This is a genomic window from Aeromicrobium sp. HA, from assembly GCF_027171405.1.
Lineage (GTDB): Bacteria > Actinomycetota > Actinomycetes > Propionibacteriales > Nocardioidaceae > Aeromicrobium > Aeromicrobium tamlense.
On record NZ_CP114372.1, the window covers coordinates 1,606,910 to 1,630,768 of the forward strand.

At 71.7% G+C, this 23,859-nt stretch carries 26 protein-coding genes; 20 read left to right on the forward strand and 6 right to left on the reverse strand.

Going from position 1 to position 23,859, the window contains the following annotated elements; translation table 11 throughout:
* The first annotated feature begins 4 nt into the window (after positions 1–4).
* The 4 genes from O3S82_RS07845 (at position 5) to O3S82_RS07860 (ending at position 3,683) form a co-directional block, all read left to right on the forward strand.
* On the forward strand, positions 5–589 hold the full coding sequence (locus tag O3S82_RS07845) for a TetR/AcrR family transcriptional regulator (RefSeq protein WP_269306802.1): 585 nt from the start codon (positions 5–7) through the stop codon (positions 587–589).
* Entirely contained in the window at positions 586–1,755 is a 1,170-nt protein-coding gene (locus O3S82_RS07850) for an SGNH/GDSL hydrolase family protein (RefSeq protein ID WP_269306804.1), read from the forward strand. The genes O3S82_RS07845 and O3S82_RS07850 overlap by 4 nt, the downstream gene beginning before the upstream one ends.
* Positions 1,756–2,004: 249 nt before the next feature.
* Entirely contained in the window at positions 2,005–2,736 is a 732-nt protein-coding gene (locus O3S82_RS07855) for a hypothetical protein (protein WP_269306806.1), read from the forward strand.
* Positions 2,733–3,683: an NAD(P)-dependent alcohol dehydrogenase gene (locus O3S82_RS07860; RefSeq protein WP_269306808.1), complete on the forward strand. Its 951-nt coding sequence runs from the start codon at positions 2,733–2,735 to the stop codon at positions 3,681–3,683. The genes O3S82_RS07855 and O3S82_RS07860 overlap by 4 nt, the downstream gene beginning before the upstream one ends.
* Positions 3,684–3,749: 66 nt before the next feature.
* Here the strand turns inward: O3S82_RS07860 and O3S82_RS07865 are convergent, their stop codons facing one another.
* Positions 3,750–4,313 (reverse strand): C40 family peptidase, encoded by a 564-nt coding sequence (locus O3S82_RS07865; protein ID WP_179424530.1) that lies wholly within the window; start codon positions 4,311–4,313, stop codon positions 3,750–3,752.
* 424 nt (positions 4,314–4,737) lie between these two features.
* Here O3S82_RS07865 and O3S82_RS07870 point away from each other — a divergent pair, with 424 nt between their 5' ends.
* The 4 genes from O3S82_RS07870 (at position 4,738) to O3S82_RS07885 (ending at position 7,248) form a co-directional block, all read left to right on the forward strand.
* Positions 4,738–5,196: a GNAT family N-acetyltransferase gene (locus O3S82_RS07870; RefSeq protein WP_269306811.1), complete on the forward strand. Its 459-nt coding sequence runs from the start codon at positions 4,738–4,740 to the stop codon at positions 5,194–5,196.
* A gap of 39 nt (positions 5,197–5,235) precedes the next feature.
* Positions 5,236–5,763 carry a hypothetical protein gene (locus tag O3S82_RS07875; protein WP_179424528.1) on the forward strand — a complete coding sequence of 176 codons (528 nt, stop codon included), beginning with the start codon at positions 5,236–5,238 and terminating at the stop codon, positions 5,761–5,763.
* A 91-nt stretch (positions 5,764–5,854) separates the two neighbouring features.
* Positions 5,855–6,838, forward strand: coding sequence for an RNA polymerase subunit sigma-70 (locus tag O3S82_RS07880; RefSeq protein WP_269306814.1), 984 nt, complete (start codon positions 5,855–5,857; stop codon positions 6,836–6,838).
* Positions 6,835–7,248 carry a DUF6069 family protein gene (locus tag O3S82_RS07885; RefSeq protein ID WP_269306816.1) on the forward strand — a complete coding sequence of 138 codons (414 nt, stop codon included), beginning with the start codon at positions 6,835–6,837 and terminating at the stop codon, positions 7,246–7,248. The genes O3S82_RS07880 and O3S82_RS07885 overlap by 4 nt, the downstream gene beginning before the upstream one ends.
* Here the strand turns inward: O3S82_RS07885 and O3S82_RS07890 are convergent.
* Positions 7,245–7,937, reverse strand: a complete 693-nt coding sequence (locus tag O3S82_RS07890) for an alpha/beta fold hydrolase (protein WP_269306817.1) — start codon at positions 7,935–7,937, stop codon at positions 7,245–7,247. The genes O3S82_RS07885 and O3S82_RS07890 overlap by 4 nt on opposite strands.
* Positions 7,938–7,946: 9 nt before the next feature.
* Positions 7,947–8,420 (reverse strand): Rrf2 family transcriptional regulator, encoded by a 474-nt coding sequence (locus O3S82_RS07895; RefSeq protein WP_269306819.1) that lies wholly within the window; start codon positions 8,418–8,420, stop codon positions 7,947–7,949.
* Between the two features lie 77 nt (positions 8,421–8,497).
* On the opposite strand from O3S82_RS07895, the gene O3S82_RS07900 reads away from it, so the two are divergent.
* Positions 8,498–9,358: an SDR family oxidoreductase gene (locus O3S82_RS07900; protein WP_269306821.1), complete on the forward strand. Its 861-nt coding sequence runs from the start codon at positions 8,498–8,500 to the stop codon at positions 9,356–9,358.
* 39 nt (positions 9,359–9,397) lie between these two features.
* Entirely contained in the window at positions 9,398–10,438 is a 1,041-nt protein-coding gene (locus tag O3S82_RS07905; RefSeq protein ID WP_269306823.1) for a zinc-dependent alcohol dehydrogenase family protein, read from the forward strand.
* On the opposite strand, the gene O3S82_RS07910 is transcribed toward O3S82_RS07905, so the two are convergent.
* Positions 10,419–11,117 (reverse strand): ABC transporter ATP-binding protein, encoded by a 699-nt coding sequence (locus O3S82_RS07910; RefSeq protein ID WP_269306826.1) that lies wholly within the window; start codon positions 11,115–11,117, stop codon positions 10,419–10,421. The two genes, O3S82_RS07905 and O3S82_RS07910, sit on opposite strands and share 20 nt — an antisense overlap.
* A complete protein-coding gene (locus tag O3S82_RS07915; RefSeq protein WP_269306828.1) occupies positions 11,114–12,241 on the reverse strand; it encodes an FtsX-like permease family protein in 1,128 nt (375 codons plus the stop codon). Before O3S82_RS07915 ends, O3S82_RS07910 begins: the two co-directional genes overlap by 4 nt.
* 132 nt (positions 12,242–12,373) lie before the next feature.
* Here O3S82_RS07915 and O3S82_RS07920 point away from each other — a divergent pair, with 132 nt between their 5' ends.
* Genes O3S82_RS07920 through O3S82_RS07930 form a run of 3 tightly spaced genes read left to right on the forward strand, consistent with a single transcriptional unit; the run spans position 12,374 to position 14,764 of the window.
* The gene (locus O3S82_RS07920) at positions 12,374–13,567 is read left to right on the forward strand and encodes a sensor histidine kinase (RefSeq protein ID WP_269306829.1); all 1,194 of its coding nucleotides are present in this window, start codon (positions 12,374–12,376) and stop codon (positions 13,565–13,567) included.
* Complete coding sequence (locus tag O3S82_RS07925; RefSeq protein WP_269306831.1) at positions 13,564–14,193, forward strand: response regulator; 630 nt, start codon at positions 13,564–13,566, stop codon at positions 14,191–14,193. The genes O3S82_RS07920 and O3S82_RS07925 overlap by 4 nt, the downstream gene beginning before the upstream one ends.
* A gap of 16 nt (positions 14,194–14,209) precedes the next feature.
* On the forward strand, positions 14,210–14,764 hold the full coding sequence (locus O3S82_RS07930) for a hypothetical protein (RefSeq protein ID WP_269306833.1): 555 nt from the start codon (positions 14,210–14,212) through the stop codon (positions 14,762–14,764).
* Between the two features lie 3 nt (positions 14,765–14,767).
* Here O3S82_RS07930 and O3S82_RS07935 read toward each other — a convergent pair whose 3' ends face one another.
* The gene (locus O3S82_RS07935; RefSeq protein WP_179424517.1) at positions 14,768–15,235 is read right to left on the reverse strand and encodes an SAM-dependent methyltransferase; all 468 of its coding nucleotides are present in this window, start codon (positions 15,233–15,235) and stop codon (positions 14,768–14,770) included.
* A 113-nt stretch (positions 15,236–15,348) separates the two neighbouring features.
* Here O3S82_RS07935 and O3S82_RS07940 point away from each other — a divergent pair, with 113 nt between their 5' ends.
* The 7 genes from O3S82_RS07940 to pyrF all read left to right on the forward strand — a co-directional run bounded on the left by O3S82_RS07940 (position 15,349) and on the right by pyrF (position 23,858).
* On the forward strand, positions 15,349–15,747 hold the full coding sequence (locus O3S82_RS07940; RefSeq protein ID WP_269306835.1) for a hypothetical protein: 399 nt from the start codon (positions 15,349–15,351) through the stop codon (positions 15,745–15,747).
* A 125-nt stretch (positions 15,748–15,872) separates the two neighbouring features.
* Entirely contained in the window at positions 15,873–16,406 is a 534-nt protein-coding gene (gene pyrR / locus O3S82_RS07945; RefSeq protein WP_269306837.1) for a bifunctional pyr operon transcriptional regulator/uracil phosphoribosyltransferase PyrR, read from the forward strand.
* Complete coding sequence (locus O3S82_RS07950; RefSeq protein WP_179424515.1) at positions 16,403–17,335, forward strand: aspartate carbamoyltransferase catalytic subunit; 933 nt, start codon at positions 16,403–16,405, stop codon at positions 17,333–17,335. The genes pyrR and O3S82_RS07950 overlap by 4 nt, the downstream gene beginning before the upstream one ends.
* Positions 17,332–18,624, forward strand: a complete 1,293-nt coding sequence (locus O3S82_RS07955; protein ID WP_269306839.1) for a dihydroorotase — start codon at positions 17,332–17,334, stop codon at positions 18,622–18,624. Before O3S82_RS07950 ends, O3S82_RS07955 begins: the two co-directional genes overlap by 4 nt.
* On the forward strand, positions 18,621–19,742 hold the full coding sequence (gene carA / locus O3S82_RS07960) for a glutamine-hydrolyzing carbamoyl-phosphate synthase small subunit (RefSeq protein WP_179424513.1): 1,122 nt from the start codon (positions 18,621–18,623) through the stop codon (positions 19,740–19,742). The genes O3S82_RS07955 and carA overlap by 4 nt, the downstream gene beginning before the upstream one ends.
* Positions 19,726–23,040: a carbamoyl-phosphate synthase large subunit gene (gene carB / locus O3S82_RS07965; protein WP_179424512.1), complete on the forward strand. Its 3,315-nt coding sequence runs from the start codon at positions 19,726–19,728 to the stop codon at positions 23,038–23,040. Before carA ends, carB begins: the two co-directional genes overlap by 17 nt.
* A complete protein-coding gene (pyrF, locus tag O3S82_RS07970; RefSeq protein WP_179424511.1) occupies positions 23,037–23,858 on the forward strand; it encodes an orotidine-5'-phosphate decarboxylase in 822 nt (273 codons plus the stop codon). Before carB ends, pyrF begins: the two co-directional genes overlap by 4 nt.
* Position 23,859: the final 1 nt, after the last annotated feature.

A 23,859-nucleotide genomic window follows, 5' to 3' on the forward strand; every position in this document is an offset into this window, starting at 1 on the left:
ATGGATGGACGCCCGCACCCCGCTCACGGCCGAGTCGCTCACCGAGACGGCTGCCGGCCTCGCCGACGAGCTCGGCCTCGACCAGGTCACCGTCTCGGAGGTCGCCCGGCGCGTCGGTGTGAAGCCGGCCAGCGTGTACTTCCACCTCCGCGGCACCGACGACCTGCGAGGTCGGGTCAGCACGCTCGCCCTGGCCGAGCTCGCGGACCGGCTCGGGCTCGCTCTCGCCGGTCGCGCCGGTCGTGACGCGTTGGGCGCCCTCGTCGACACGATCCGCACGTACGCGAACGACCACCCGGGCCGATGGGAGGCCACGCAGGTCCGCATCACCGCCCCGGACGCCGGGGCGCCGGGTGGTCGCGTGGCCGCGCTGATGCTGGCAGTCGTGCGCGGCTACGACCTCCCCGAGGCGGAGCTGACCCATGCCGTCCGCCTGATCGGCAGCACGATCAACGGCTTCGTCCGCCTGCACGTGAACGGCGGCTTCGACCGCTCCGAGCCCGACCCCGAGGCATCGTGGCTCCGCATGACCCAGGCGCTCGACAGCGCCCTGACCCACTGGCCCACCGACGAGGACACCACCCGATGACCGACCCCGACCTGCACGACGTCCCTTTGGCCGGCGAGCTGTTCCGCGGCGTGGTCGAGCTCGAGCACACCGCGACCGGCGTCCAGCCACACCGGCTGCCGGCGTGGGCACGGCGTCAGCTGCCCGACCCGCAGCTGCTCATGGCCGAGGCCCAGCCGTCAGGTGTCCGCCTCGTCATGCGGACGACCGCGTCGACGATCGAGCTGACCGCCCGTCCGACGCGCGTCGGCTACGTCGGAGCGCCCGCACGCCCCGCGGGGGTGTACGAGCTCGTCGTCGACGGCGAGCCGTTCGGGCGTGCCTCGGTCGACGGCGGAGACCTGCTCATGATCGACATGACCACCGGTGGTCGCGAGGTCACGCGCGGCGAGCCGGGCACGATCACGTTCGGCGACCTCCCGGCGCGATCCAAGACGCTCGAACTCTGGCTGCCCCACAACGAGCTCACCGAGCTGGTCTCGCTGCGCGCGGACGCCGCGGTGGAGCCCGTCGGCGCGTCCGGCCGTCGCGTCTGGCTGCACCACGGGAGCTCGATCAGCCACGGCTCCAACGCGCTGACGCCGACCGGCACGTGGCCGGCGATCGCCGCGGCGTCGGTAGGCGTGGACCTGGTGAACCTCGGCTTCAGCGGCAGCGCCCTGCTCGATCCGGCCACCGCGCGCACGATGCGCGACCTGCCGGCCGACGCGATCAGCGTGAAGATCGGGATCAATCTCGTGAATGCCGACCTGATGCGCGTCCGGGGATTCGTCGCGGCGGTGCACGGGTTCCTCGACACGATCCGCGAGGGCCACCCGCACACCCCGCTGCTGGTGGTCTCGCCGATCCTGTGTCCGATCCACGAGGACACGCCCGGTCCGGGCCTCCCTGACCCGTCCACGTTGGGCACGGACGCCGTGCGCTTCATGGCCACGGGGGACCCGGCCGACGTCGCGATGGGGAGGCTGACGCTTCGGGTCATCCGCGAGCAGCTGCGCCAGATCGTCGAGGCCCGCCGCGTGGACGACCCGCACGTGTACCTGCTCGACGGGCTCAGCCTCTACGGCGAGGCTGACGCCGAGGCGCACCCGCTGCCCGACGCGCTGCACCCGAGCGCCGAGACGCACCGGCTCATGGGCGAGCGCTTCGCGAGGCTCGCGCTGGCGCCGGGCGGTCCGCTGGGCTGAACCGCCCCGTCGCGGCACCGCCGAGCGCTAGCGTCGCGGTGTGAACGAGGAGATTTTCGAGCTGCTGGTGCGTCTGACGTGTGGGGAGGCCGCGGAGCCGCCGGTGCGCGGAACGGTCGCGCTCCATGGCGAGCGCTTCCGGGTCTGGAAGCACGGGGAGCGTCGTCGGGTGGAGCGGTCGAGGGCGAGCTGCGCTCGATCCGTGAGCCGGAGCGGAGCCTGGACTTCCCCGTGGGCGGAGGCGTTCCGGTGGAGAGCGGTCCCGGCGCGTTCGACCACGACGAGGAGGACGAGCCGTGGGTGCTGATCCGCCGGCCGGAGCTGGGCGAGCTGGACCTGCGCGAACGACGGCTCGACGGAACCGTGGTCCGGGGTCGGCGCTTCGGCCGGGAGACCGCGACCTTCACGCTCCGGGACCCGGAGGACGAGGAGCTCGGTCTCACGTACGTCCTCGACGTCACGACCGGCATGCCGTTCGAGATCCTCGAGGACGGCGAGGAGATCCTGCGCTGGCACGAGCTCGAGGTGGTCGACGCGATCGATCCGCAGCTCCTGAGGTGGGACGGCGAGGTCACGGAGAGCGGGTGGTTCGCCTACGTCGGCGTGGCTGTCGGGCCCGACGGGGAGGTGGTGTCCGACGGGCCCGTCCCCGATTCGCTGCGGCGTCACCTGCGCGAGAGCGCTCGCCGTGGGTCGGAGGTTCGGGACTCGCTCGCCGTGAACGGCCTTGTGGCGGAGGTGTCGTTCGAATTCGAGGACGTCGACGTCGTGGCAGACACGATCTGGATCGGCCTCGCGCCGCGCGCTCGCGTCTCCGTACAGGGCGCCGCGTCCCCGGACGACCTCGACTTCGAGGGGACGACCTGGATGACCGCGGATGGCTGGACGTGGACGATCCACGCCGAGGGGGTCGACGACCCCGGCCTCGAGAGCACCGTCCGCCAGCGGATCACCCGATGGCGGGAGCGTGAGACGCCATGAGAGCCGTGGTCCAGGATCGCTACGGCGGGACTGAGGTGCTGCGCGTCGAGGACGTGCCCGTGCCGTCGCCGGCCGCGGGGCAGGTCCTGGTCCGGGTCGCGGCGACGTCGCTGAACCTCAGCGACTGGGAGTGCCTGACCGGCTCACCGCTCTATGCGCGGATCGGCGGTCTGCGCGCGCCCGCGCGACCGACGCTCGGCTCGGACATCGCAGGGGTCGTGGAGCGTGTGGGCGAGGGCGTCAGACACTTCCGTCCGGGAGATCGGGTGTTCGGCGACAACCTCGCGCTCAAGGGCGGGTTCGCCGAGCTCGCACTCGCACCGGAGTCCGGGCTGGCGCCGCTGCCGCAGGGACTCGGCTTCGTCGAGGCCTCGACGATCCCGCAGGCCGGCGCGATCGCGCTCCAGGGGATGGCGAGGGTGCGGCCGGGCGCCCGCGTCCTGATCAACGGAGCAGGTGGCGGCTCGGGCACCTTCGCGATCCAGCTGGCGAAGCAGCGAGGCGCCCACGTCACCGCCGTCGACCATGCCTCGAAGCTCGACCACATGCGCTCGCTCGGCGCCGACGAGGTGATCGACTACGAGCGCGAGGACTTCACCCGCGGGCAGCCGAACGACCTCGTGCTCGACCTCGTCGCGCACCGCTCCGTCTTCGCGTACCGCCGTTCGGTCACGCGCGGAGGCACCTACCGCTGCGTCGGCGGCTCGGTCGGCACCCTGCTGCGGGTGCTCACGGCGGGATCGGTCCTCGGTCTTGCGACGGGTCGCTCCCTCGGCGTGCTCGTCGTGAAGGAGGGCCCGGAGCACTTCCTGCCGCTCGCGGACCTCGTCACCGCCGGCGACGTGCGGGTGCACGTGGACCGCACGTTCACGCTCGACGAGGTGCCCGAGGCGCTCGCGCACCTCGGCGCGGGTCGCGCCCTCGGCAAGGTCGTCGTCACGCCGTAGGGCGGGGTGAACGCACGAAGGGCGAGTCACCATCGGTGACTCGCCCTTCGACGGGGTGCTGCGGGATCAGACCCGGCGGACCTTGTAGGAGCCGGTCCAGATCTTGACCTTCTCGACGCTCTTGCCCGGACGGGGGGAGTGCCAGATCTTGCCGTCACCGGCGTAGATGCCGATGTGGTAGACGCCCGACCCGTTGTAGAAGCCGATCAGGTCGCCCTTGCGCTTGTCGCCCTTGGAGACCTTCTTGCCCTTCTTCATCTGGGCACCGGCGACGCGCGGCATGCTCTTCTTGACGGACTTCTTCACGGCGTACTTGACGAGGCCGGAGCAGTCGAAGCCGGACGGGCTCGAGCCGCCCCAGCGGTACGGGGTGCCCTTCTGCTTCGCGGCGGCGTTCATGATCTTCTTGCCGCGGATGATCGCGCGCTTGCGCTTGATCGCCTTCTTGCGCGCGATGACGTACTTCTTGCGCTTGAGCGCCTTCTTCTTCTTGAGGATGCGCTGCTTGCGGAGCTCGGCCGCGGTGGGCGAGCTGGTGGAGGAGGCGACCGCGGAGGTCGCGGCGGCGGAGGTGGTCACCGGGGCCGCCTGGGCGGCGGGAGCGGCGATGGACAGGACGGACGCGGCCATGGTGGCAGCGAGCACTCGTGCGACGTGTCGCATATGGGGGCTCTCCTTCAACGCCTTCGAGGAGAGACCTGTCGGGCTGGCAGTGAAGGTGTGCCCCACCGTGCGGTGGTGAGCCCCAAGTCGCGCGCTGGGCGCGACGCCGTGCTGGTTTCCCCGGCTCGCCGATTGAGATGCGTTGACTGGTCCCGTGAGCCTCGGCGAGTTCAGCGCGCTCACGACCTGGCCCGTTGGGGCCTCAGGGAGACTAGGCAGGCTTCTGGGGCGAACCCCAACCGGAGGGTTTCGGACGGAACGCGGAGTTACTCGACGTGCGACCTGCCGTTCCAGGGAAAAACGCGAGAGACGAAGATTGACCGACGTGACGCATCTCACGCGGGCCTCGCCTCGCTAGGCTCACCAGTCACACCGAACGAAGGACGCAGACATGGTGACCCTGGCTCCGGCCGCCGCCGGCAACTGGCGGGACATCACCCGAGTGAAGGCCGCGGAGACCCAGCGCGAGTGGGTCGCCGAGGCCGCGTACTACCTGTGCCTCTCGGCGGATGACGGGCTCTGGCGCTCGTACGCGGTCCAGGACGACGACGGCGCCGTGGTCGGCCACGTGATGTGGGCCGTGGACACCGACGACGGCAGTCACTGGATCGGCGGCCTCGTCATCGACGCCGAGCGCCAGGGGCAGGGTCTCGGTCGCGCCACCGTGCGGACGCTGCTCGACCTGTGGGAGCGCGAGGAGCCGTCGCTGTCGGGCACGGCGTACCGCGAAGCCGCGCTCTCGGTCGCTCCGGAGAACGAGGTCGCGCTGGGGCTCTACCGCTCGCTCGGCTTCGTCGAGACCGGGGAGCAGGAGGACGATGAGGTCGTGCTGCGGCGTCCGCGCTCCTGAGGCCTGTTCCCGGGCGCGCGGCGGGCGTACCGTGAGAGCGTGTCCGCGTCGCTGGCAGAGCGCGTGATCCGCAGGGTGGGCGAGAGCCCGGTGGCGGAGGCGATCGGGAACGCCCAGCAGCGGGTCTACGGGCCGTTGCTCGACTGGGCACGACGCAGTCCGCTCCACACCGACGCGTTCGGACACTCCGTGCACCCGCCGCTGACCGATGTCACGCTCGGCTGCTGGCTCAGCGCCACGATCCTCGACGTCGTCGGGGGCGAGAGCGCACGTCGCAGCGCCACGGTGCTTACCGCTGCGGGCCTGGCGGCCTCGGTGCCGACCGCCCTCGCGGGCGCGGGGGACTGGACCGAGCTGGCCGGCCCGGAGCGCCGCATCGGCGCGGCGCACTCGGCCGCCACCGACGTGGCCACCTTCCTCTTCCTCGGCTCGCTGGTCGCGCGGCTGCGTGGGCATGACGGGGCCGGAGCACGGTTCGCCCTCGCGGGGAACCTCGTGGCGGCGGGGGCCGGGTTCCTCGGCGGCCACCTGGCGCTCAGCCGAGGCACCGCCGACCGCGGCGCCTAGGACGGCGCCGGTCTCACGCGCCGGTGATGAGTTCCGGCGCTCCCTCCCGTCATACCTGTGACAGGACATGACGAGACGGAAGAGGATGACCATGAGTGTGGACACGCGAGTGGGGGAGCGGAGCGACATGACCGAGGTCGACGAGCCGACGTTCTCCGCGATGGTCGAACGGCACCGGCGAGAGCTGCACGTGCACTGCTACCGGATGCTCGGCTCGTTCGAGGACGCCGAGGACGCCGTGCAGGAGACGTTCCTGCGGGCGTGGCGACGGCGTGAGACCTACGAGGGGCGCTCCACGTTCCGCGCGTGGCTGTACCGGATCGCGACGAACGCGGCGCTCGACCTGATCGCGAAGCGGCGCCCCGAGCCCGCGACCGGTGGTGAGGTGCTGTGGCTGCAGCCGTACCCGGACCGGCTGCTCGACGAGCTGCGCGCGGACGAGTCCGAGGAGCCCGAGACGGCCGCGGTCGCCCGCGAGACGATCGAGCTCGCGTACATCGTCGCGCTCCAGCACCTGGCGCCGCGCCCGCGAGCCGCGCTGGTCCTGCGCGAGGTGATCGGCTGGCCGGCGAAGGACGTCGCCGAGCTGCTGGGCGACTCGGTGAACTCCGTGAACAGCGCGCTCCAGCGGGCTCGCGCGGGGATGCGCGAGCACCTCCCCGCCGAGCGGCAGGACTGGACCGGCGGCGCCGACGACGCGCAGACACGCGAGGTCGTGCGCCGCTACAGCGAGGCCTGCCTCGCCACCGACATCGACGCGATCGCCAAGATGCTGCGCGACGACGTGCGGTGCTCCATGCCGCCGACGCCCGGTGTGCAGATCGGTCGCGACGCGGTCGTCGCCGACTGGACCGCGGGCGGGTTCCCGGAGATGCGAGGCCTGCGGATCGTGCCGACCTCGGTCAACCGGCAGCCCGCCATCGGCGCCTACCTCTGGCGCGAGGCCGACAAGGCGTACCTGCCGCTGACCGTCGACGTGCTGCGTGTCGAGGACGGGCAGATCGCCGAGATCGTCACCTTCCACGACGACCAGTTCCCGCGGCTGGGGCTGCCCGAGCGCCTGGAGGAGTCGTGAGCCGCGCGGCGGTGGCGCAGGCCGTGCGCCCGCGGCTGGGCCGGGTCGCCCTCACCGGGATCGTCGCGACGGTCGTGGCGGCGGCCGTCACCACGGCCGGCGGCGCGCTCGCGAAGGCGGCGGGCGTCGACTTCGAGATCCCCGACGGTGGCGAGTCCATCCCGGTCGCCGGGTTCACGTCGGTGACGACCATGCTCTCGCTGGCCGGAGTCGCGATGGCGCTCGGGCTGGCTCGCTGGAGCCCTCGGCCGGCGGCGTGGTTCGTACGGGTCGCGGTGACGCTCACGGCGGTCTCGCTGGTGCCGCCGCTGGTGGTGGGCGCGAGCGCTGCGACGGCGCTGGCGCTGATCGCGCTCCACCTCGTCGCGGCGGCCGTGATGATCCCCGCGCTGGCGCGGTCGCTGCGCTAGTCGAGGTGCACGGCCAGCCAGTCCACAACGGACGGCAGGACGAGGTCGAGGCGCCGCAGCATGCCGTCGTGGTCGAGTCCCGGCACGACCTCGTACGGGATGCCGCGTGCGTCCAGATCGCTGCGGAGCTCGGCAGGGGAGAGGAACGACGCCACCAGGGCGTCCTCCTCTCCCCACCACGTGCGGAGGGGGCGGGCGAGGTCGGCCAGCGCGTTCCGCGGAAGCGCGGCGACGTCGTCCCAGAAGGCCTCGGCCGCCACGGGGTCGTAGGTCGCGAGGACCTCGGCCCAGGCATCGGGATCGTGCCGTGCCGCCTCGTTGCGGGCGCGCGCCCGGTCACCCATGCCGGCGAGGTCGGCGGTGAGAGGGAAGCCACCGCACGCCACGGCGACGACGCGCGGGCTGCTCAGCGCCAGTCGCACGGCCATGACCCCGTTCATCGAGTAGCCGAACGCGGTGTACGAGTCGACGTCCAGGTGGTCGAGGACCTGCTCGATGTCGGCGACGAAGCCGCTCATCGCGTAGCCGCCGGGCCGCTCGCTGGGACCGAAGCCTTGCGGCGACACGATCACCACGCGGAAGCGGTCGGTCAGGGGAGAGAGGTCGACGGCGGTCCAGTCGACGTTGAGCCGCGGCACGACCACGGCGGGTCCCTCACCGGACGACGTCCACCAGATTCCCTCGGGCACGTGGCCAGACTAGGCCGAGGCGATGTCGTCCAGCGCCGCGAAGTCGGCAGCGTCGAACCCGCCCTCGTCGAGGACGTCGCTCAGCGAGATCGAGTCGAGCTCGGCGACGATCGCGTCGGCCACGCGTCGCTCCAGCGCGACGAGCACGCCCTGGATGCTGCTTCCGACGGGGCAGGCCGGGTTGGGACCGTGGATGCCGAGCACCGGGTCGTCGCCCTGGAGGGCGCTCCAGACCTGCGCGAGGGTGACCGCGGCGGGGTCGACGGCCAGCTCCCAGCCGCCGTGCGCGCCGGGCCGCGACGCCGTGAGACCGGCCTCGCGCAGGGGGCCGAGCACCTTGCGCACGTGGACGGGGTTCACCGCCGTGCTGCCGGCGAGCTCCTCGGAGCCGACGGGGGTGGTGCGACCCGCCGCAGCACCGGCGGCGAGGTACGTGAGGACGTGCACTGCCACCGCGAACTGGGTGTTGGTCGAACGGGCCACGAGACCATCTTGCCATATCGCCACCATCATGACTACAGTTGCGAACGAATCGCCATCATCGTGACTACAGATCAGGAATGCTCATGACCATCGCCGTCACCGGTGCCTCCGGCCAGCTCGGCCGCCTCGTCGCCGACCAGCTCCTCGCCACCGTCGATCCCTCCGAGGTCGTGCTGCTCACGCGCGACCCCTCCAAGCTCGCCACCTACGCCGAGCGCGGCGCGATCGTCCGCGAGGCCGACTTCGGCCAGCCCGACGCCCTCGTCGAGGCGCTCGCCGGCGTCGACCGGATGCTGCTGATCTCGACCGACATCGTGGGCGCCCGCCTCGACGGCCACCTGGCCGCGATCGACGCCGCCTCCCGTGCGGGTGTCAGCCACGTCGCCTACACGTCGATCCCGGAGCCGACGCCCGACAACCCGTCCGGTGTCGTGCCCGACCACGCCGCCACCGAGGACGCGCTGCGCGCCAGCGGCCTCGCGTGGACGATGCTGCGCAACAACCTCTACGCCGAGATGCAGGTCGACACGATCCGCCAGGCGGCCGCCAGCGGCCAGCTGTTCGTGAACACGGGCGACGGCGGCGCCGCCTACGTCACGCGCGCCGACTGCGCCGCCGTGGCCGCGGCCGTGCTGACGGGCGACGGCCACGAGGGCGAGGTCTACGACGTGACCGGTCCCGCCGCGATCACCGCGGACGACTTCGCCGCGCTCGCCGAGCAGCTCGCCGGCCGGCCGATCGAGGTGCTCAACGTCGACGACGAGGCCTACCGGGGCGGACTCGTCGCCGCAGGCGTCCCCGAGGAGTTCGCGCCGTTGCTCGTCTCCTTCGGCACGTCGATCCGCCTGGGCAAGCTGGCCCGGGTGACCGACGTCGTCGAGCGCGTCGGCGGCAGCACGCCCACGCCGTTGGCCGACCTCGTGGGCGCCCAGGGCTGAATCCCGCGGACAGCGCGCGCATCCTGCGAAGATGGCCGGATGCGCGCGCTCGTCCTCGATTCCGCCCGGTCCCGTCCCGAGGTCCGCGACGTCCCCGAGCCCTCGGCGCCCGACGGCGGGGTCGTGGTGCGGGTCGTCGCGACCGGCCTGTGCCGCAGCGACTGGCACGCGTGGGCGGGGCACGACGACGGCGTCGCCTTCCCGCATGTGCCGGGCCACGAGCTGGCCGGGGAGATCGTCGAGCTCGGCCCCGACGTGCGCGACTGGCAGGTCGGCGACCGCGTCACCGTCCCGTTCGTCGCGGGCTGCGGCACGTGCGAGTGGTGCCTCGCAGGCGACGCGCAGGTGTGCCCCGACCAGGAGCAGCCCGGCTTCACCTACTGGGGCTCGTTCGCCGAGCGGGTGGTCGTCCACGCCGCCGACACGAACCTCGTGCGCATCCCCGACTCGGTCGACTTCGCCACCGCGGCAAGTCTGGGTTGCCGGTTCGCCACCGCGTACCGCGCCCTCGTCGGCCGGGCCCGCGTCGCCGAGGGCGAGTGGGTCACCGTGGTCGGCGCCGGGGGAGTCGGCCTGAGCTCGGTCATGATCGCCCGCGCGCTCGGCGCCCGGGTCATCGCGGTCGACCGGAACCCCGAGGCGCTCGGCGTCGCGACCGACCTCGGTGCCGAGCACGTCCTCCTGGCCGACGGCCGCGACGTTCCCTCCGCGGTCGCCGAGCTGACCGGAGGCGGCAGCCACGTCGCGGTCGACGCCGTCGGCAGCGAGCAGACCTGCGCCGACGCGATCCTCAGCCTCCGGCGCCGCGGTCGCCTCGCCCAGGTGGGACTCCTGCCCGCCATCGAGGGGCACCCGCGCGTGCCGATGGAGCGCGTCATCGGCTGGGAGCTCGACGTCCTCGGCAGCCACGGGATGGCCGCCGCCGACTATCCGGGGATGATGGCCCTCATCGAGCAGGGCGCCCTCCAGCCCCAGCGACTCATCGAGCGCACCATCGGCCTCGAGGAGACCGCCGAGCTGCTGCCGGTCTTCGACCGCGCGACGCTCGCCGGGATGACCATCATTGATCCGACGCGCTGAGGGCCCGCAGTCGCCCGTCGACCATGTGGTGAGCGCTGGTCAGGCGCGGCAGGATCCGCTGGTCGTGCGTCACCAGGATCGTCGCGGTGTGGTTCTCCTCGGTCAGCTGCAGCAGCAGGTCGACGATCTGGCCGCCGCGCTCCTGGTCCAGGGCGCTGGTCGGCTCGTCGACGATGAGGACCGACGGACGGTGCATCAGCGCGCGGGCGATGTTCACGCGCTGGCGCTGCCCGCCCGAGAGCTGGGCAGGCCGCTTGTCCCGGTCGCCCGCGAGGCCGACCGCATCCAGCAGCTCGGCGGCGCGCTCGCGGGTGGCGCGTCGCTCGGCGCGTCGCTTCGGGTCGGTCGTCAGCTCGTTCATCACGAGCAGCTGCTCGTACGCCGTCAGCGAGCCGAGCAGGTTCGACTGCTGGAAGACCAGGCCGATCTTCGTGCGCCGCAGCTCGGCCTTCTCGGTCAGGGTGAGGTCGGTGGTCTCGACGCCGTCGATGGTCACGGTGCCCCGGTCGGGGGTGATCAGGGTGGACGCGACGGCCAGCAGGCTGGACTTCCCGGAGCCGGAGGGACCGGTGACACCGGCCGTGCTTCCGGCCTCGACATGCAGGCTCGCGTCGTCGATCGCGGTCACGCGCGAGGCGCCGTCAGGGAAGGTCAGGGTGATGTGGGACAGGTCGATCATCGGTTGCTCCCCAGGGCGTTGAGGGGGTCGGTGCGGGTGATGGAGCGGGTGGCGAGTCCGGCGCCGGCGAGTCCGAGCGCGGTCATGATCACGCCGGGCAGCAGGGTCGTCAGCGGGCTGAGGACGAAGGGCAACGCGCTGCCGGCCACGGCGCCGAGCGCGGCGGTCACCGCGATGCCGGCGCTCACGCCGAGGAGCAGCACCACCGCCGCCTGCCCGAGGGCGTCTCGGGTGAGCATGCGGTTCGTCGCGCCGAGCGCCTTGAGCACGGCCACGTCGGGCTGACGCTGGATGCTCCACACGGTGAAGAACGCGCCGACGACCAGCGACGAGATCCCGAACAGCATCCCCACCATGAGCAGCAGCGAGCCGATCTCGGACCGGAACGACCCGAGCGCGGTCAGCGAGGACAGCACGCCCTCGGAGGTGGTGCCGGCCACGGCGTCGGCCGCCGCGAAGTCGGTGTCCGACGCGGAGACGGCCAGCACGGTGGCGAAGGGCGCTGGCTCGCCGGGGCGGGCGCCGACGTCCTGCCAGTCGCTCAGGTCGAGTCGCACGACCGGCAGGTGGGAGTACCAGGTGATGTCCGGCTCGGTCGCGACGACGAACGACTTCGCGCCGATGCGCACGTGGTCGCCCTTCTCGACGTCGAGATCCTCGGCGGTCTCGGTGCTCATCGTCACGTGACCGGGGGCGGGAGCCTGCACGGCCGACGCGCCCTGCGCGACGCCGAACGCGGTGACCGTCTCGTGCCGATCGCCCGCGGACACCCGTGTCGTGCTGATGCCCAACGGGTCGACGGCGGTCACGCCGTCGCGGCGCTCCCACGCGTCGGCCTGGCCGCGCGTGATCGCGGAGTCGGCGTAGGACGGCGACTGCGCATCCTCCGCCGAGAACACGATCCGGTCGGCCTGGAGCGAGGTGATGGCCGAGACGTTCTGCTGGGCCAGTCCTCCGGTGAGGCCGGCCAGGAAGGTGACGAGAATCGTGATGAGCGTGACGACGGTGGCGATGAGGGCGAAGCGCCCCTTGGCCACTCTCAGATCGCGCCAGGCGACGAACATGGGCGGGTCCTCCGGGCTGGGTCGGGCACGGGTCCTGATGACCTCGTGCACTGTCTCCACGGTGTCTCGTTTCCGGGGCCGGGCCATCGTGCGCGGGAACGCTTTCCCGGACCCGAAGGATGGACGGGAACTCCACCTTTCGTACGACGCCCGCGAGAACCGTGACGTCTAGACTGGAGCCGTGATGTGGGCGTGAGATCGCACGACGGACGCCGGGGGATCGGCTCGATCTCGGCGTGGCTCTCGCTGTCCCTGCACCTGCTGGTGGGCGCCCTGCTCACGGTGCTGGTGCTGACCTCCGCCGACGGCACGCGAGCCGAGAGCATCGCGGTGATCGCCCTGGCGATCCTGTTCGCCGCCACGTACGTCGTGGGCGTCTGGCCCGACGGCGCGCTGCCCGAGCCCGGCCGGTGGGGCTGGTGGTGGGTCGGCGCCCTGACCGTCGAGTGGCTCGTGCTGCTGGCGTGGAGCGTGGAGGCCACCTACCTGGCCTTCGCGCTGTTCTTCCTCTACCTGCGACTGCTCGGCACGGTGCGCGGCATCGTGGCGGTGGTGGTCGCCACGATCGTCGCCGTCGGCGCGTTCGGGCTGCACCGCGGGTTCGACGTCGCGGGCATCATCGGCCCTGCCCTCGGCGCAGGCGTCGCCATCGTCATCGGACTGGGCTATGAGGCACTGAACCGCGAGGTGACCCGTCGGCAGCGGCTCATCGAGGAGCTGACGCGCACCCGCGACCAGCTGGCGATCGCGGAGCACGCCGCCGGGGTCGTGGCCGAGCGGGAGCGGCTCGCGCGCGAGATCCACGACACCGTCTCGCAGTCGCTGTCGAGCGTCATCATGCTGCTGCACGCCGCCCAGCGCAGCGATCCCGGAACGCCGAAGGGGCGCGAGCGGCTCGAGCAGGCACGCGAGGCGGCCGCGGAGGCGCTGGCCGAGACCCGCGAGTTCATCCACGCCCTCACGCCTCCGGCCCTGCGGGACGGCGGCATCGGCGACGCGCTGGAGCGGCTGGGGGAGCAGACCCGCGAGACGACCGGCCTGCGTGTCGAGGTCGACGTGCCCTCCGACGGGCGGGCCGTGCCGACGCCGGTGGAGACCGCGTTGCTGCGGATCGCCCAGGGCGCGATGGCCAACGTCATCCAGCACGCGCAGGCCGAGCGCGTCGACCTGACGCTCACTCGCCTGGACGACGAGATCATCCTCGACGTGGTCGACGACGGGGTGGGCTTCGACGCGGAGACCCTGTCCACCCGCGACGGAGCGTCCCGGTCGTTCGGGCTGGCCGCGATGCAGGAGCGTGCGGCCGACCTCGGGGGACGGGTGGTCGTGGAGTCCCAGTCCGGCCGGGGCACGAGCGTCGTGGCGAGCTTCGCGGTGAGCCCATGAGCGTGCGCGTCCTGATCGTCGACGACCATCCGCTCATGCGGACGGGCCTGTCCGCGCTGTTCGAGACCGATCCGCAGATCGAGGTCATCGGCGCGGTGGGCACCACCGCCGAGGCCGTCACCGAGGCGCGGCGCGCGCGGCCCGACGTGGTGCTGATGGACCTGCAGTTCCAGCGCGTGTTCGAGGGCGCGGCCGCGACCCGCGAGATCCGCGCGCTGCCCGACCCACCCGCGGTGCTCGTGCTGACCAACTTCGACACCGACGCCGACATCATCGAGGCGATCGAGGCGGGTGCCGCGGGCTACCTGCTGAAGGACGCCGCGCCCGAGGAGATCACCGCCGCGATCCACGCCGCCGCCGCGGGCCAGACCGCGCTGTCGCCCTCGGTGGCGACGCGCCTGCTCGCCCGCATGCAGCGGCCCCACACGTCGCTGAGCGCGCGCGAGCTGGAGGTGCTGAGCCTCGTCGCCGCCGGCCACAGCAACACCGACATCGCCCAGCGGCTGCACCTGAGCGAGACCACCGTGAAGTCCCACCTCGCGCACATCTACCCGAAGCTAGGCGTCAGCTCGCGCACCGCCGCGGTGGCCGCCGCTCGAGAAGCGGGCATCATCGGCCGCGGTTGATGGCAGGCTCGTCCCCATGGCATCGAAGGCGGCGAGCATCTCCACGGCGACCGGAACCGACTGGACCGACTGGGACGCGTGGCTCACCGCGCAGGGGGCGCTGACCGTGCCTCATGCCGAGATCGCGCGGCTCGCGCTGCAGCGGGTGCACGATCTCGGCATCACGACGCACGCCGGCAACGGCAAGCCGTTCAACGACGGCTGGTGGTCCCAGACCATCGCGATCGAGTACGGGCACCAGCACGGCCTGCGCGAGAAGGGCCAGCTGGCGGCGGGGGACCACGCCGTGACGGCCTCGAAGAAGGTGGTCGGGTCGCTCGACGAGCTGCTCGAGCGGTGGTGCGCGGTCGTCTCGGGCCGCGAGGAGTTCGACGGCGTGGCCCTCGCGGCCGAGCCGCGGGTGAGGTCCACCGAGAAGTGGCGCTACTGGCGCGCCAAGCTCGCCGACGGATCGTCGGTGAACGTCGACATCTCCGCGGACCGGGTGGCCGTCCAGCACGCAGCCCTCGGCTCCGCCGAGGATCGCGAGCGGTGGCGGCCGTTCTGGAAGAAGCTGCTCGGCGAGCTCTGACGCTCAGTCGTCGAAGTACTCGGACATGAACGCGCTGACCCACGCCGGCTGACGCGCGTCGGTCGGCACGAACTCGACCATCGTCGGCTTGAGGTCGATCACGGGCGTGCCGTCCACGGCGTCCAGGCCGACCACGGTGAGCTCGCGTCCGTCGACCGCATCGATGCGGCAGCAGGTCACGCCGATCCGGTTCGGCCGTCGTGGCCCGCGCCCCGCGAAGATCCCCATGGTCGGGAGGTCGGCGCGCCCGCGGTACGGCTGCGGCTCACCGGGCTCGCTGGGCTCGTCGAACTGGTCGAACACGAACAGCACCTCCACGTGGGAGAAGCTCTCGAGCCCTTGGAGGCAGGCCTCCCCGAACCGCTCGTCGACGGTGATCGTGCTGTGGACCGCGCCCCACTGATCGGAGTGCTGCACGTCCGTCCGGTGGTTCCGGACGACACCGATCGGTCGGATCTCGAAGGTGCGCATGTCTCGTTCTAGCGCACCTCGGCGTTCACCTGCGGTGCGCGCTTCCGGCCTGCCACCCTCGACGGATGCACGCAACAGGCCCGACACTCCCTTCGTGGGGCGCGAGAGCAGCCATGGTCGTCGCGGCGCTCTCGGGCTTCGTCCTCGCCGTCTGGATGATCCTCTGTGCCGTCGCCTACGCGTCGAGCGACCGGCAGGTCCTCGGGGGCGTGGTCTTCGAGTCGGAGGTCAACGCCGCGTTCGTGCTGGTGACCGCCCTCGGATCAGGACTTGGTCTCTTGGCGGCTCTGCTCGGTCTGTCCGGGCTGCGGGTCGGACGGCTGGGGCGTACGCGGTGGGTGTGGGCGGTGACGTCGCTCGCGTCCCTCGCGTGGGCCTTCGCATCGGTCGTGGACGGTGGAGCGACCTTCTTGACCGTCTACCTGCTGTTGGCCACCGGCCTGGCGGCAGGCGTCGTCGCGCTCGCGCCGACATCTTGGTACGAAGATGTCGCCCCAGCGACCGAGAGGTAGAAAGACTCGTCCCCCGGGCCCCGTCCGGCGCGCGGACCGTGCGCAGAGCCGAACGTCGCCCACTGATAAAGTCGCCCCGAACCATCCTTTAACCACCGTCCTGTGAGGCGGAGAAGGAGGTCGGCTTGAGCACCGTCATGGATGCCACCGATGTCTCGCGTGCGCTGACACGCATCACCCACGAGATCCTCGAGAAGAATCGCGACGCCGAAGGTGTCGTCATCCTCGGGATCCCCACCCGCGGAGTCGAGCTCGCCGAGCGGATCGCCGCGAAGATGGCCGAGGTCGAGGGGACCACCATCGAGCCGGGCGCGCTCGACGTCACGATGTACCGCGACGACCTGCGCCTGAAGGCCCCGCGCGCGCTGGAGCACACCAACGTCCCCGAGGACATCGACGGGCGCGTCGTCGTCCTGGTCGACGACGTGCTCATGAGCGGCCGCACGATCCGGGCCGCACTCGACGCGCTCAGCGACCTCGGTCGCCCGAAGGCCGTGCAGCTGGCCGTCCTGGTCGACCGCGGCCACCGCGAGCTGCCGATCCGCGCCGACTTCGTCGGCAAGAACCTCCCGACCTCCAAGACCGAGAAGGTCCGCGTGCGGCTCGGTGACACGGACGGCACCGACGACTCGGTCACGATCGAGGGGAGCGACGCGTGAAGCACCTCCTCAGCGCCGGCGACCTGACCCGCGACGAGGCGGTGCGCATCCTCGACACCGCCGAGGAGCTGCTCAGCGTCGCCCAGCGCCCTATCAAGAAGCTGCCCACCCTGCGCGGCCGCACGATCGTCAACCTCTTCTTCGAGGACTCCACCCGCACGCGCATCAGCTTCGAGGCCGCCGCGAAGCGCCTCTCGGCCGACGTCATCAACTTCAGCGCCAAGGGCTCGAGCGTCAGCAAGGGCGAGAGCCTGAAGGACACGGCGCTGACGCTTCAGGCCATGGGCGCCGACGCGGTGGTCATCCGCCACCACGCCTCCGGCGCACCTCACCGCCTCGCCACCTCCGAGTGGACGCGCGGCGCGGTCGTCAACGCCGGCGACGGCACGCACGAGCACCCCACGCAGGCCCTCCTCGACGCGTTCACGATGCGCTCGCGCCTGGGCGACCTCGCGGGCAAGAACGTCACGATCGTCGGCGACGTCCTGCACAGCCGCGTCGCCCGCTCGAACGCGCTGCTGCTCGACACGCTCGGCGCGAACGTCACGCTCGTGGCCCCGCCCACGCTGCTTCCGGTCGGCGTCGAGTCCTGGCCGGTCGAGACCTCCTACGACCTCGACGCGAGCCTGGAGAAGGCCGACGCCGTCATGATGCTGCGCGTCCAGCGCGAGCGGATGAACGCCTCGTTCTTCCCCAGCGCCCGCGAGTACAGCCGTCGCTACGGGCTCGACGTCGCCCGCATGAACCGGCTGCCCGACCACGCGATCGTCCTGCACCCCGGACCCATGAACCGGGGCATGGAGATCAACGCCGACGTCGCCGACAGCGACCGCTCCGTCATCGTCGAGCAGGTCACCAACGGCGTGGCCGTGCGGATGGCAGTCCTGTACCTGCTCCTCGGTGGAGCCACTGAAGGAGAGAACGCATGAGCACGGTCATCAAGGGCGCCCGGGTCCTGGGCGCGGAGACCGCCGACATCCTCATCGAGGACGGGGTCATCACCGCGATCGGAGCCGACCTGTCCGGTGACGAGACGGTCGACGCCACTGGCCTGATCGCGCTGCCCGGCCTCGTCGACCTGCACACCCACCTGCGCGAGCCCGGCCGCGAGGACGCCGAGACCGTCCGCACCGGCACCCAGGCCGCCGCCCGCGGCGGCTTCACGTGCGTGTTCGCGATGGCCAACACCGAGCCCGTCGCCGACACGGCCGGCGTCGTCGAGCAGGTCTGGCGCCTCGGCCGCGAGCACGGCTTCGCCGACGTGCAGCCCATCGGCGCCGTCACCGTCGGCCTGGAGGGGGAGCGGCTCTCCGAGCTAGGCGCGATGGCCGACTCGGCCGCCCAGGTCCGCGTGTTCAGCGACGACGGCAAGTGCGTGAGCGACGCCGTCCTCATGCGTCGGGCGCTGGAGTACGTGAAGGCGTTCGACGGCGTCATCGCCCAGCACGCCCAGGAGCCGCGCCTCACCGAGGGCGCGCAGATGAACGAGGGCCCGCTGTCGGGCGAGCTCGGCCTCACCGGATGGCCCGCGGTCGCCGAGGAGGCGATCATCGCCCGCGACGTCCTGCTCGCCGAGCACGTCGGCAGCCGCCTGCACGTGTGCCACCTGTCCACGCGCGGCTCGGTCGAGATCGTGCGCTGGGCCAAGAGCCGCGGCATCGACGTCACCGCCGAGGTCACGCCCCACCACCTGCTGCTCGACGACGAGCTGGTGCGCAGCTACGACCCGATCTACAAGGTCAACCCGCCGCTGCGCAGCAAGGACGACGTCCTCGCCGTCCGGGAGGGTCTGGCCGACGGCACGATCGACATCGTCGCCACCGACCACGCCCCGCACCCCATGGAGGACAAGGAGTGCGAGTGGGGTGCCGCCGCCTTCGGGATGATCGGTCTCGAGACCGCCCTGTCGATCGTCCAGCAGACGATGGTCGACACCGGCGCCCTCAGCTGGGAGCGCGTCGCCGAGGTCATGAGCGCCACCCCGGCGCGCATCGGGCGTGTCGCACATCACGGCCGCCCGCTGGCGGTCGGCGAACCGGCCCACGTGGTGCTCTACGACCCGGCGGCCACGCGTACGATCGAACCCGCCGACACGGCCAGCCTGTCGCGCAACACCCCCTATGCCGGACGGGAGCTGCCGGGCCGCGTGGTCGCGACGTTCCTCGCCGGGAAGGCCACCGTCCTGGACGGACATCTCGTGGAAGGAATCGGTCAGTGACGCATCCCCCCGCCATCCTGGTCCTCGAGGACGGTCGCACGTTCCGCGGCCGCTCCTACGGCGCCACCGGCACCACCGTGGCCGAGATCGTCTTCAACACCGGCATGACCGGCTACCAGGAGACGCTCACCGACCCCTCGTACCGCGGCCAGATCGTCGTGATGACGGCCCCGCACGTCGGCAACACCGGCGCGAACGCCGAGGACTTCGAGTCCCGGCAGGTGTGGGTCGACGGATACGTCGTGCGCGACCCCGCCCGCCAGCGCTCGAACTGGCGCGCCGACCGCAGCCTCGACGACCTCCTCACCGACAGCGGCGTCGTCGGCATCAGCGGCATCGACACCCGCGCCCTCACGCGTCACCTGCGCGAGCGCGGCTCGATGCGGGCCGGCATCAGCACCGAGCTCGACGCCGAGGAGCTGCTGGCGCAGGTCACGGCCGCTCCCGAGATGACCGGGTCGAACTACCTCGCCGACGTCACCGTCCCCGAGGCGCACGTCGTGCCGGCCGAGGGCGACAAGAAGTACACGGTCGTCGCGCTCGACCTCGGCATCAAGGGCATGACCCCCAGGCTGATGGCGCAGCGCGGCATCGAGGTGCACGTGCTGCCCGCGACCTCCACGCTCGACGAGGTGCTCGAGCTGAACCCCGACGGCGTGTTCATGTCGAACGGCCCCGGCGACCCCGCCACCGCCGACCACCAGGTCGAGCTCGTGCAGGGCGTCCTCGAGCGCGGCACACCCTACTTCGGCATCTGCCTGGGCAACCAGATCTTCGGCCGTGCGCTCGGCCGTGGGACCTACAAGCTCAAGTACGGCCACCGCGGCGTCAACCAGCCCGTGCAGGACCGCACCACCGGCAAGGTCGAGATCACGGCGCACAACCACGGCTTTGCCGTCGACGCGCCCCTCGACGAGGACTTCGAGACGCCCTACGGCCCGGCCCGGGTCACCCACGTGTGCCTGAACGACGACGTCGTCGAGGGCATCGCCCTGCTGGACCGCCCCGGGTTCAGCGTCCAGTACCACCCCGAGGCCGCCGCGGGTCCGCACGACGCCGGCTACCTCTTCGACCGCTTCACCGACCTCATGGAGGCAGCCCGTGCCGAAGCGCACTGACATCGAGTCCGTCCTGGTCATCGGGTCCGGCCCGATCGTCATCGGCCAGGCGTGCGAGTTCGACTACTCGGGAACGCAGGCCTGCCGCGTGCTGCGCGAGGAGGGCATCCGCGTCGTCCTGGTGAACTCCAACCCGGCCACGATCATGACCGACCCGGAGTTCGCCGACGCGACCTACGTCGAGCCGATCACCCCCGAGTACGTCGAGAAGGTCATCGCCGCCGAGCGCCCCGACGCGCTGCTGGCCACCTTGGGCGGCCAGACCGCGCTCAACTGCGCCATGCAGCTGGACGCGGCGGGGATCCTGGAGAAGTACGGCGTCGAGCTGATCGGCGCGTCCATCGACGCGATCGAGAAGGGCGAGAACCGCGAGACCTTCAAGGCGATCGTCGAGGACCTGCCGAAGGAGTGGGGCGCCGAGGTGGCCCGCTCGGTCATCTGCCACACGATGGAGGAGTGCGAGGCCGGCGTCGAGACGCTCGGCGGCTACCCGGTCGTCGTGCGGCCCTCGTTCACGATGGGCGGCTCGGGCTCGGGCCTGGCGTACGACCACGACGACCTGCTGCGCATCGCCGGCTCCGGCCTGGCGCTGAGCCCCACCACCGAGGTCCTCCTGGAGGAGTCGATCCTCGGTTGGAAGGAGTACGAGCTCGAGGTCATGCGCGACACCGCCGACAACGTGGTGATCGTCTGCTCCATCGAGAACCTCGACCCGATGGGCGTCCACACCGGTGACTCGATCACCGTCGCCCCGGCGATGACGCTGACCGACGTCGAGTACCAGCGTCTGCGCGACATCTCGATCGGCGTCATCCGCGAGGTCGGCGTCGACACCGGCGGCTGCAACATCCAGTTCGCGGTCAACCCGGTCGACGGCCGCATCGTCGTCATCGAGATGAACCCGCGCGTCTCGCGCTCGTCGGCGCTGGCGTCGAAGGCCACCGGCTTCCCGATCGCCAAGATCGCCGCGAAGGTCGCCATCGGCTACACCCTCGACGAGATCCCGAACGACATCACGCAGGAGACTCCGGCGAGCTTCGAGCCCACGCTCGACTACGTCGTCGTCAAGGTCCCGCGGTTCGCGTTCGAGAAGTTCCCGGCCGCCGACGCCACGCTGACCACGCACATGAAGTCGGTCGGCGAGGCGATGGCCATCGGCCGCAACTTCACCGAGGCGCTGCAGAAGTCGCTGCGCTCGCTCGAGCGTCCCGATGCCGTGTTCTCGTGGGAGCGCGAATGGGTCGACCTCGACAAGGAGGCGCTCCTGAAGTCGGCGTCGGTGCCGCACGACGGCCGCCTGCGCGAGGTCATGGACGCGCTGCGTGCCGGGGCGACGCCCGAGGAGGTCTTCGAGGCCACCGCGATCGACCCGTGGTTCGTCGACCAGCTCGCGCTGCTCAACGAGGTCGCCGCCGAGCTCACCGCCGCCGAGCGCCTCACGCCCGAGCTGCTCCAGCACGCCAAGCGCCACGGCTTCTCCGACGCGCAGATCGGCCGGATCCGCGGCCTGTCCGAGGACGTCGTCCGCGGCGTCCGGCACGCGCTGGGCGTCCGTCCCGTCTACAAGACCGTGGACACGTGCGCCGCCGAGTTCTCGGCCAAGACCCCGTACCACTACTCGTCCTACGACGAGGAGACCGAGGTCGAGCCGCGCGAGCGCGAGGCCGTCATCATCCTGGGCTCGGGCCCGAACCGCATCGGCCAGGGCATCGAGTTCGACTACTCGTGCGTGCACGCGTCGCTCGCGCTGTCCGAGGCGGGCTACGAGACCGTCATGGTCAACTGCAACCCCGAGACCGTCTCCACCGACTACGACACCAGCGACCGGCTCTACTTCGAGCCGCTCACGCTGGAGGACGTGCTCGAGGTCGTGCACGCCGAGCAGCAGGCCGGACCCGTCGCGGGCGTCGTCGTGCAGCTCGGCGGCCAGACGCCGCTCGGTCTGGCCGCGGGCCTGAAGGCCGCCGGCGTCCCGATCGTCGGCACCCAGCCCGAGGCGATCGACCTCGCCGAGGAGCGTGGCGCCTTCGGCCGCGTGCTCACCGCCGCGGGTCTACCGGCGCCGAAGCACGGCACCGCCACCACGTTCGAGGGCGCGAAGCAGATCGCCGACGAGATCGGCTACCCCGTGCTCGTGCGCCCCTCGTACGTGCTCGGCGGCCGCGGCATGGAGATCGTCTACGACGAGGAGTCGCTCTCGACCTACATCGAGAACGCCACCGAGATCTCGCCCGACCGGCCGGTGCTGGTCGACCGCTTCCTCGACGACGCGGTCGAGATCGACGTCGACGCGCTGTTCGATGGCGAGGAGCTGTTCCTCGGCGGCGTCATGGAGCACATCGAGGAGGCCGGCGTCCACTCCGGCGACTCGGCCTGCGCGCTGCCGCCGATCACGCTCGGCAGCCTCGAGATCGACAAGATCCGCGCGTCCACCGAGGCGATCGCCCGCGGCGTCGGCGTGCACGGACTGATCAACATCCAGTTCGCGCTGAGCTCCGACACGGTCTACGTGCTCGAGGCCAACCCGCGCGCGTCGCGCACCGTGCCGTTCGTCTCGAAGGCCACGGCCACGCCGCTGGCGAAGGCCGCCGCGCGCCTCATGCTCGGCGAGTCGATCGCCGACCTGCGCGCGGCCGGCGTCCTGCCCGCCGAGGGGGACGGGGGCCGGCTGCCGGCCACCGCGCCCATCGCGGTCAAGGAGGCGGTGATGCCGTTCAACCGGTTCCGCACCTACGACGGTCGATATGTCGACACGCTGCTCGGTCCCGAGATGCGCTCGACGGGCGAGGTCATGGGCATCGACGCGTCGTTCGGCTCGGCGTTCGCCAAGAGCCAGTCGGCCTCGGGTGCTCAGAACGGCCTGCCCACCTCGGGCACGGTCTTCGTCTCGGTGGCCAACCGCGACAAGCGCCACATGATCTTCCCGATCAAGCGCCTGGCCGACCTCGGCTTCGAGATCCTCGCCACGAGCGGCACCGCCGAGGTGCTGCAGCGCAACGGCGTGCAGGCCACGGTGCTGCGCAAGCTCCACGAGGAGGGCTCGCAGGGCAGCACCGTCGTGCAGAAGATCAACGACCGCGAGGTCCAGCTGATCGTCAACACCCCGCACGGCCTCTCCAGCGGCGCCAACGCGCGCGTCGACGGCTACGAGATCCGCACGGCCGCGGTGGCCGAGGGCATCCCGTGCCTCACCACCGTGCAGGCGCTCGCCGCCGCGGTGCAGGGCATCGAGGCCGAGATCGCCGGCAGCATCGGCGTGCGGCCGCTGCAGTCCTGGGCGGAGACGGTCGCGCGATGAGCTTCGGCAGCCGCGCCCACGTGGCGATGCAGGCGTACGGTCCGCTGTGCGTCGGCATCGACCCCCACGCCCACCTCCTGGAGGAGTGGGGGCTGGAGGACTCGGTCGACGGGCTCGACCGCTTCGCCGCCACGTGCGTCGAGGCGTTCGCCGGCAAGGTGGCGTTCGTGAAGCCGCAGTCGGCGTTCTTCGAGCGGTTCGGCGCGGCCGGCGTCGCGATCCTGGAGCGCACGCTCCAGGACCTGCGGCACACCGGCACGCTGACGATCCTCGACGTGAAGCGCGGCGACATCGGCTCCACCGCCGGCGCCTACGCCGACGCCTACCTCGACGACGACGCCCCGATGGCGGCCGACGCGATCACCGTGAGCCCGTACCTGGGCTTCGGCTCGCTGACGCCGTTCTTCGCCGCCGCGGAGAAGAACGACGCGGGCGTGTTCGTGCTCGCGTTCACCTCCAACCCGGAGGCGATCCGCTACCAGGCCGCCACGACGTCCTCCGGCATGTCGGTGGGCGACGAGGTCCTGGTCGAGCTGGGCCACGCCAACGAGGGCGCCGACCCGATGGGGTCGTTCGGCGCCGTCATCGGCGCCACCGTGGCGCACCTGGACACCCAGCGCCTCGAGTTCAACGGACCGATCCTGGTCCCGGGCTACGGCGCCCAGGGCGGCACGGTCGACGACCTGCGCCGCCTCTTCGGCACCGTCACCGACCAGATCGTCCCGAGCACCTCGCGCGACGTCCTGTCCAAGGGACCGGACGTCACCGCCCTGCGCGCCGCGGCCGCCGCCACCAACGACGCCCTGTCCCTGCTCTGAC

What these genes read in the sequence shown, in the direction of transcription:
- O3S82_RS07900 (WP_269306821.1), top strand. Translation starts at nt 8,498, where the DNA reads ATGCTCATGACCATCGCCGTCACCGGTGCCTCCGGCCAGCTCGGCCGC.
- O3S82_RS07905 (WP_269306823.1), top strand. Translation starts at nt 9,398, where the DNA reads ATGCGCGCGCTCGTCCTCGATTCCGCCCGGTCCCGTCCCGAGGTCCGC.
- O3S82_RS07850 (WP_269306804.1), top strand. Translation starts at nt 586, where the DNA reads ATGACCGACCCCGACCTGCACGACGTCCCTTTGGCCGGCGAGCTGTTC.
- O3S82_RS07865 (WP_179424530.1), bottom strand. Translation starts at nt 4,313, where the DNA reads ATGGCCGCGTCCGTCCTGTCCATCGCCGCTCCCGCCGCCCAGGCGGCC.
- O3S82_RS07870 (WP_269306811.1), top strand. Translation starts at nt 4,738, where the DNA reads ATGGTGACCCTGGCTCCGGCCGCCGCCGGCAACTGGCGGGACATCACC.
- O3S82_RS07910 (WP_269306826.1), bottom strand. Translation starts at nt 11,117, where the DNA reads ATGATCGACCTGTCCCACATCACCCTGACCTTCCCTGACGGCGCCTCG.
- O3S82_RS07880 (WP_269306814.1), top strand. Translation starts at nt 5,855, where the DNA reads ATGAGTGTGGACACGCGAGTGGGGGAGCGGAGCGACATGACCGAGGTC.
- O3S82_RS07940 (WP_269306835.1), top strand. Translation starts at nt 15,349, where the DNA reads ATGGTCGTCGCGGCGCTCTCGGGCTTCGTCCTCGCCGTCTGGATGATC.
- O3S82_RS07935 (WP_179424517.1), bottom strand. Translation starts at nt 15,235, where the DNA reads ATGCGCACCTTCGAGATCCGACCGATCGGTGTCGTCCGGAACCACCGG.
- O3S82_RS07845 (WP_269306802.1), top strand. Translation starts at nt 5, where the DNA reads ATGGACGCCCGCACCCCGCTCACGGCCGAGTCGCTCACCGAGACGGCT.
- O3S82_RS07860 (WP_269306808.1), top strand. Translation starts at nt 2,733, where the DNA reads ATGAGAGCCGTGGTCCAGGATCGCTACGGCGGGACTGAGGTGCTGCGC.
- pyrF (WP_179424511.1), top strand. Translation starts at nt 23,037, where the DNA reads ATGAGCTTCGGCAGCCGCGCCCACGTGGCGATGCAGGCGTACGGTCCG.
- O3S82_RS07925 (WP_269306831.1), top strand. Translation starts at nt 13,564, where the DNA reads ATGAGCGTGCGCGTCCTGATCGTCGACGACCATCCGCTCATGCGGACG.
- O3S82_RS07955 (WP_269306839.1), top strand. Translation starts at nt 17,332, where the DNA reads ATGAGCACGGTCATCAAGGGCGCCCGGGTCCTGGGCGCGGAGACCGCC.
- O3S82_RS07930 (WP_269306833.1), top strand. Translation starts at nt 14,210, where the DNA reads ATGGCATCGAAGGCGGCGAGCATCTCCACGGCGACCGGAACCGACTGG.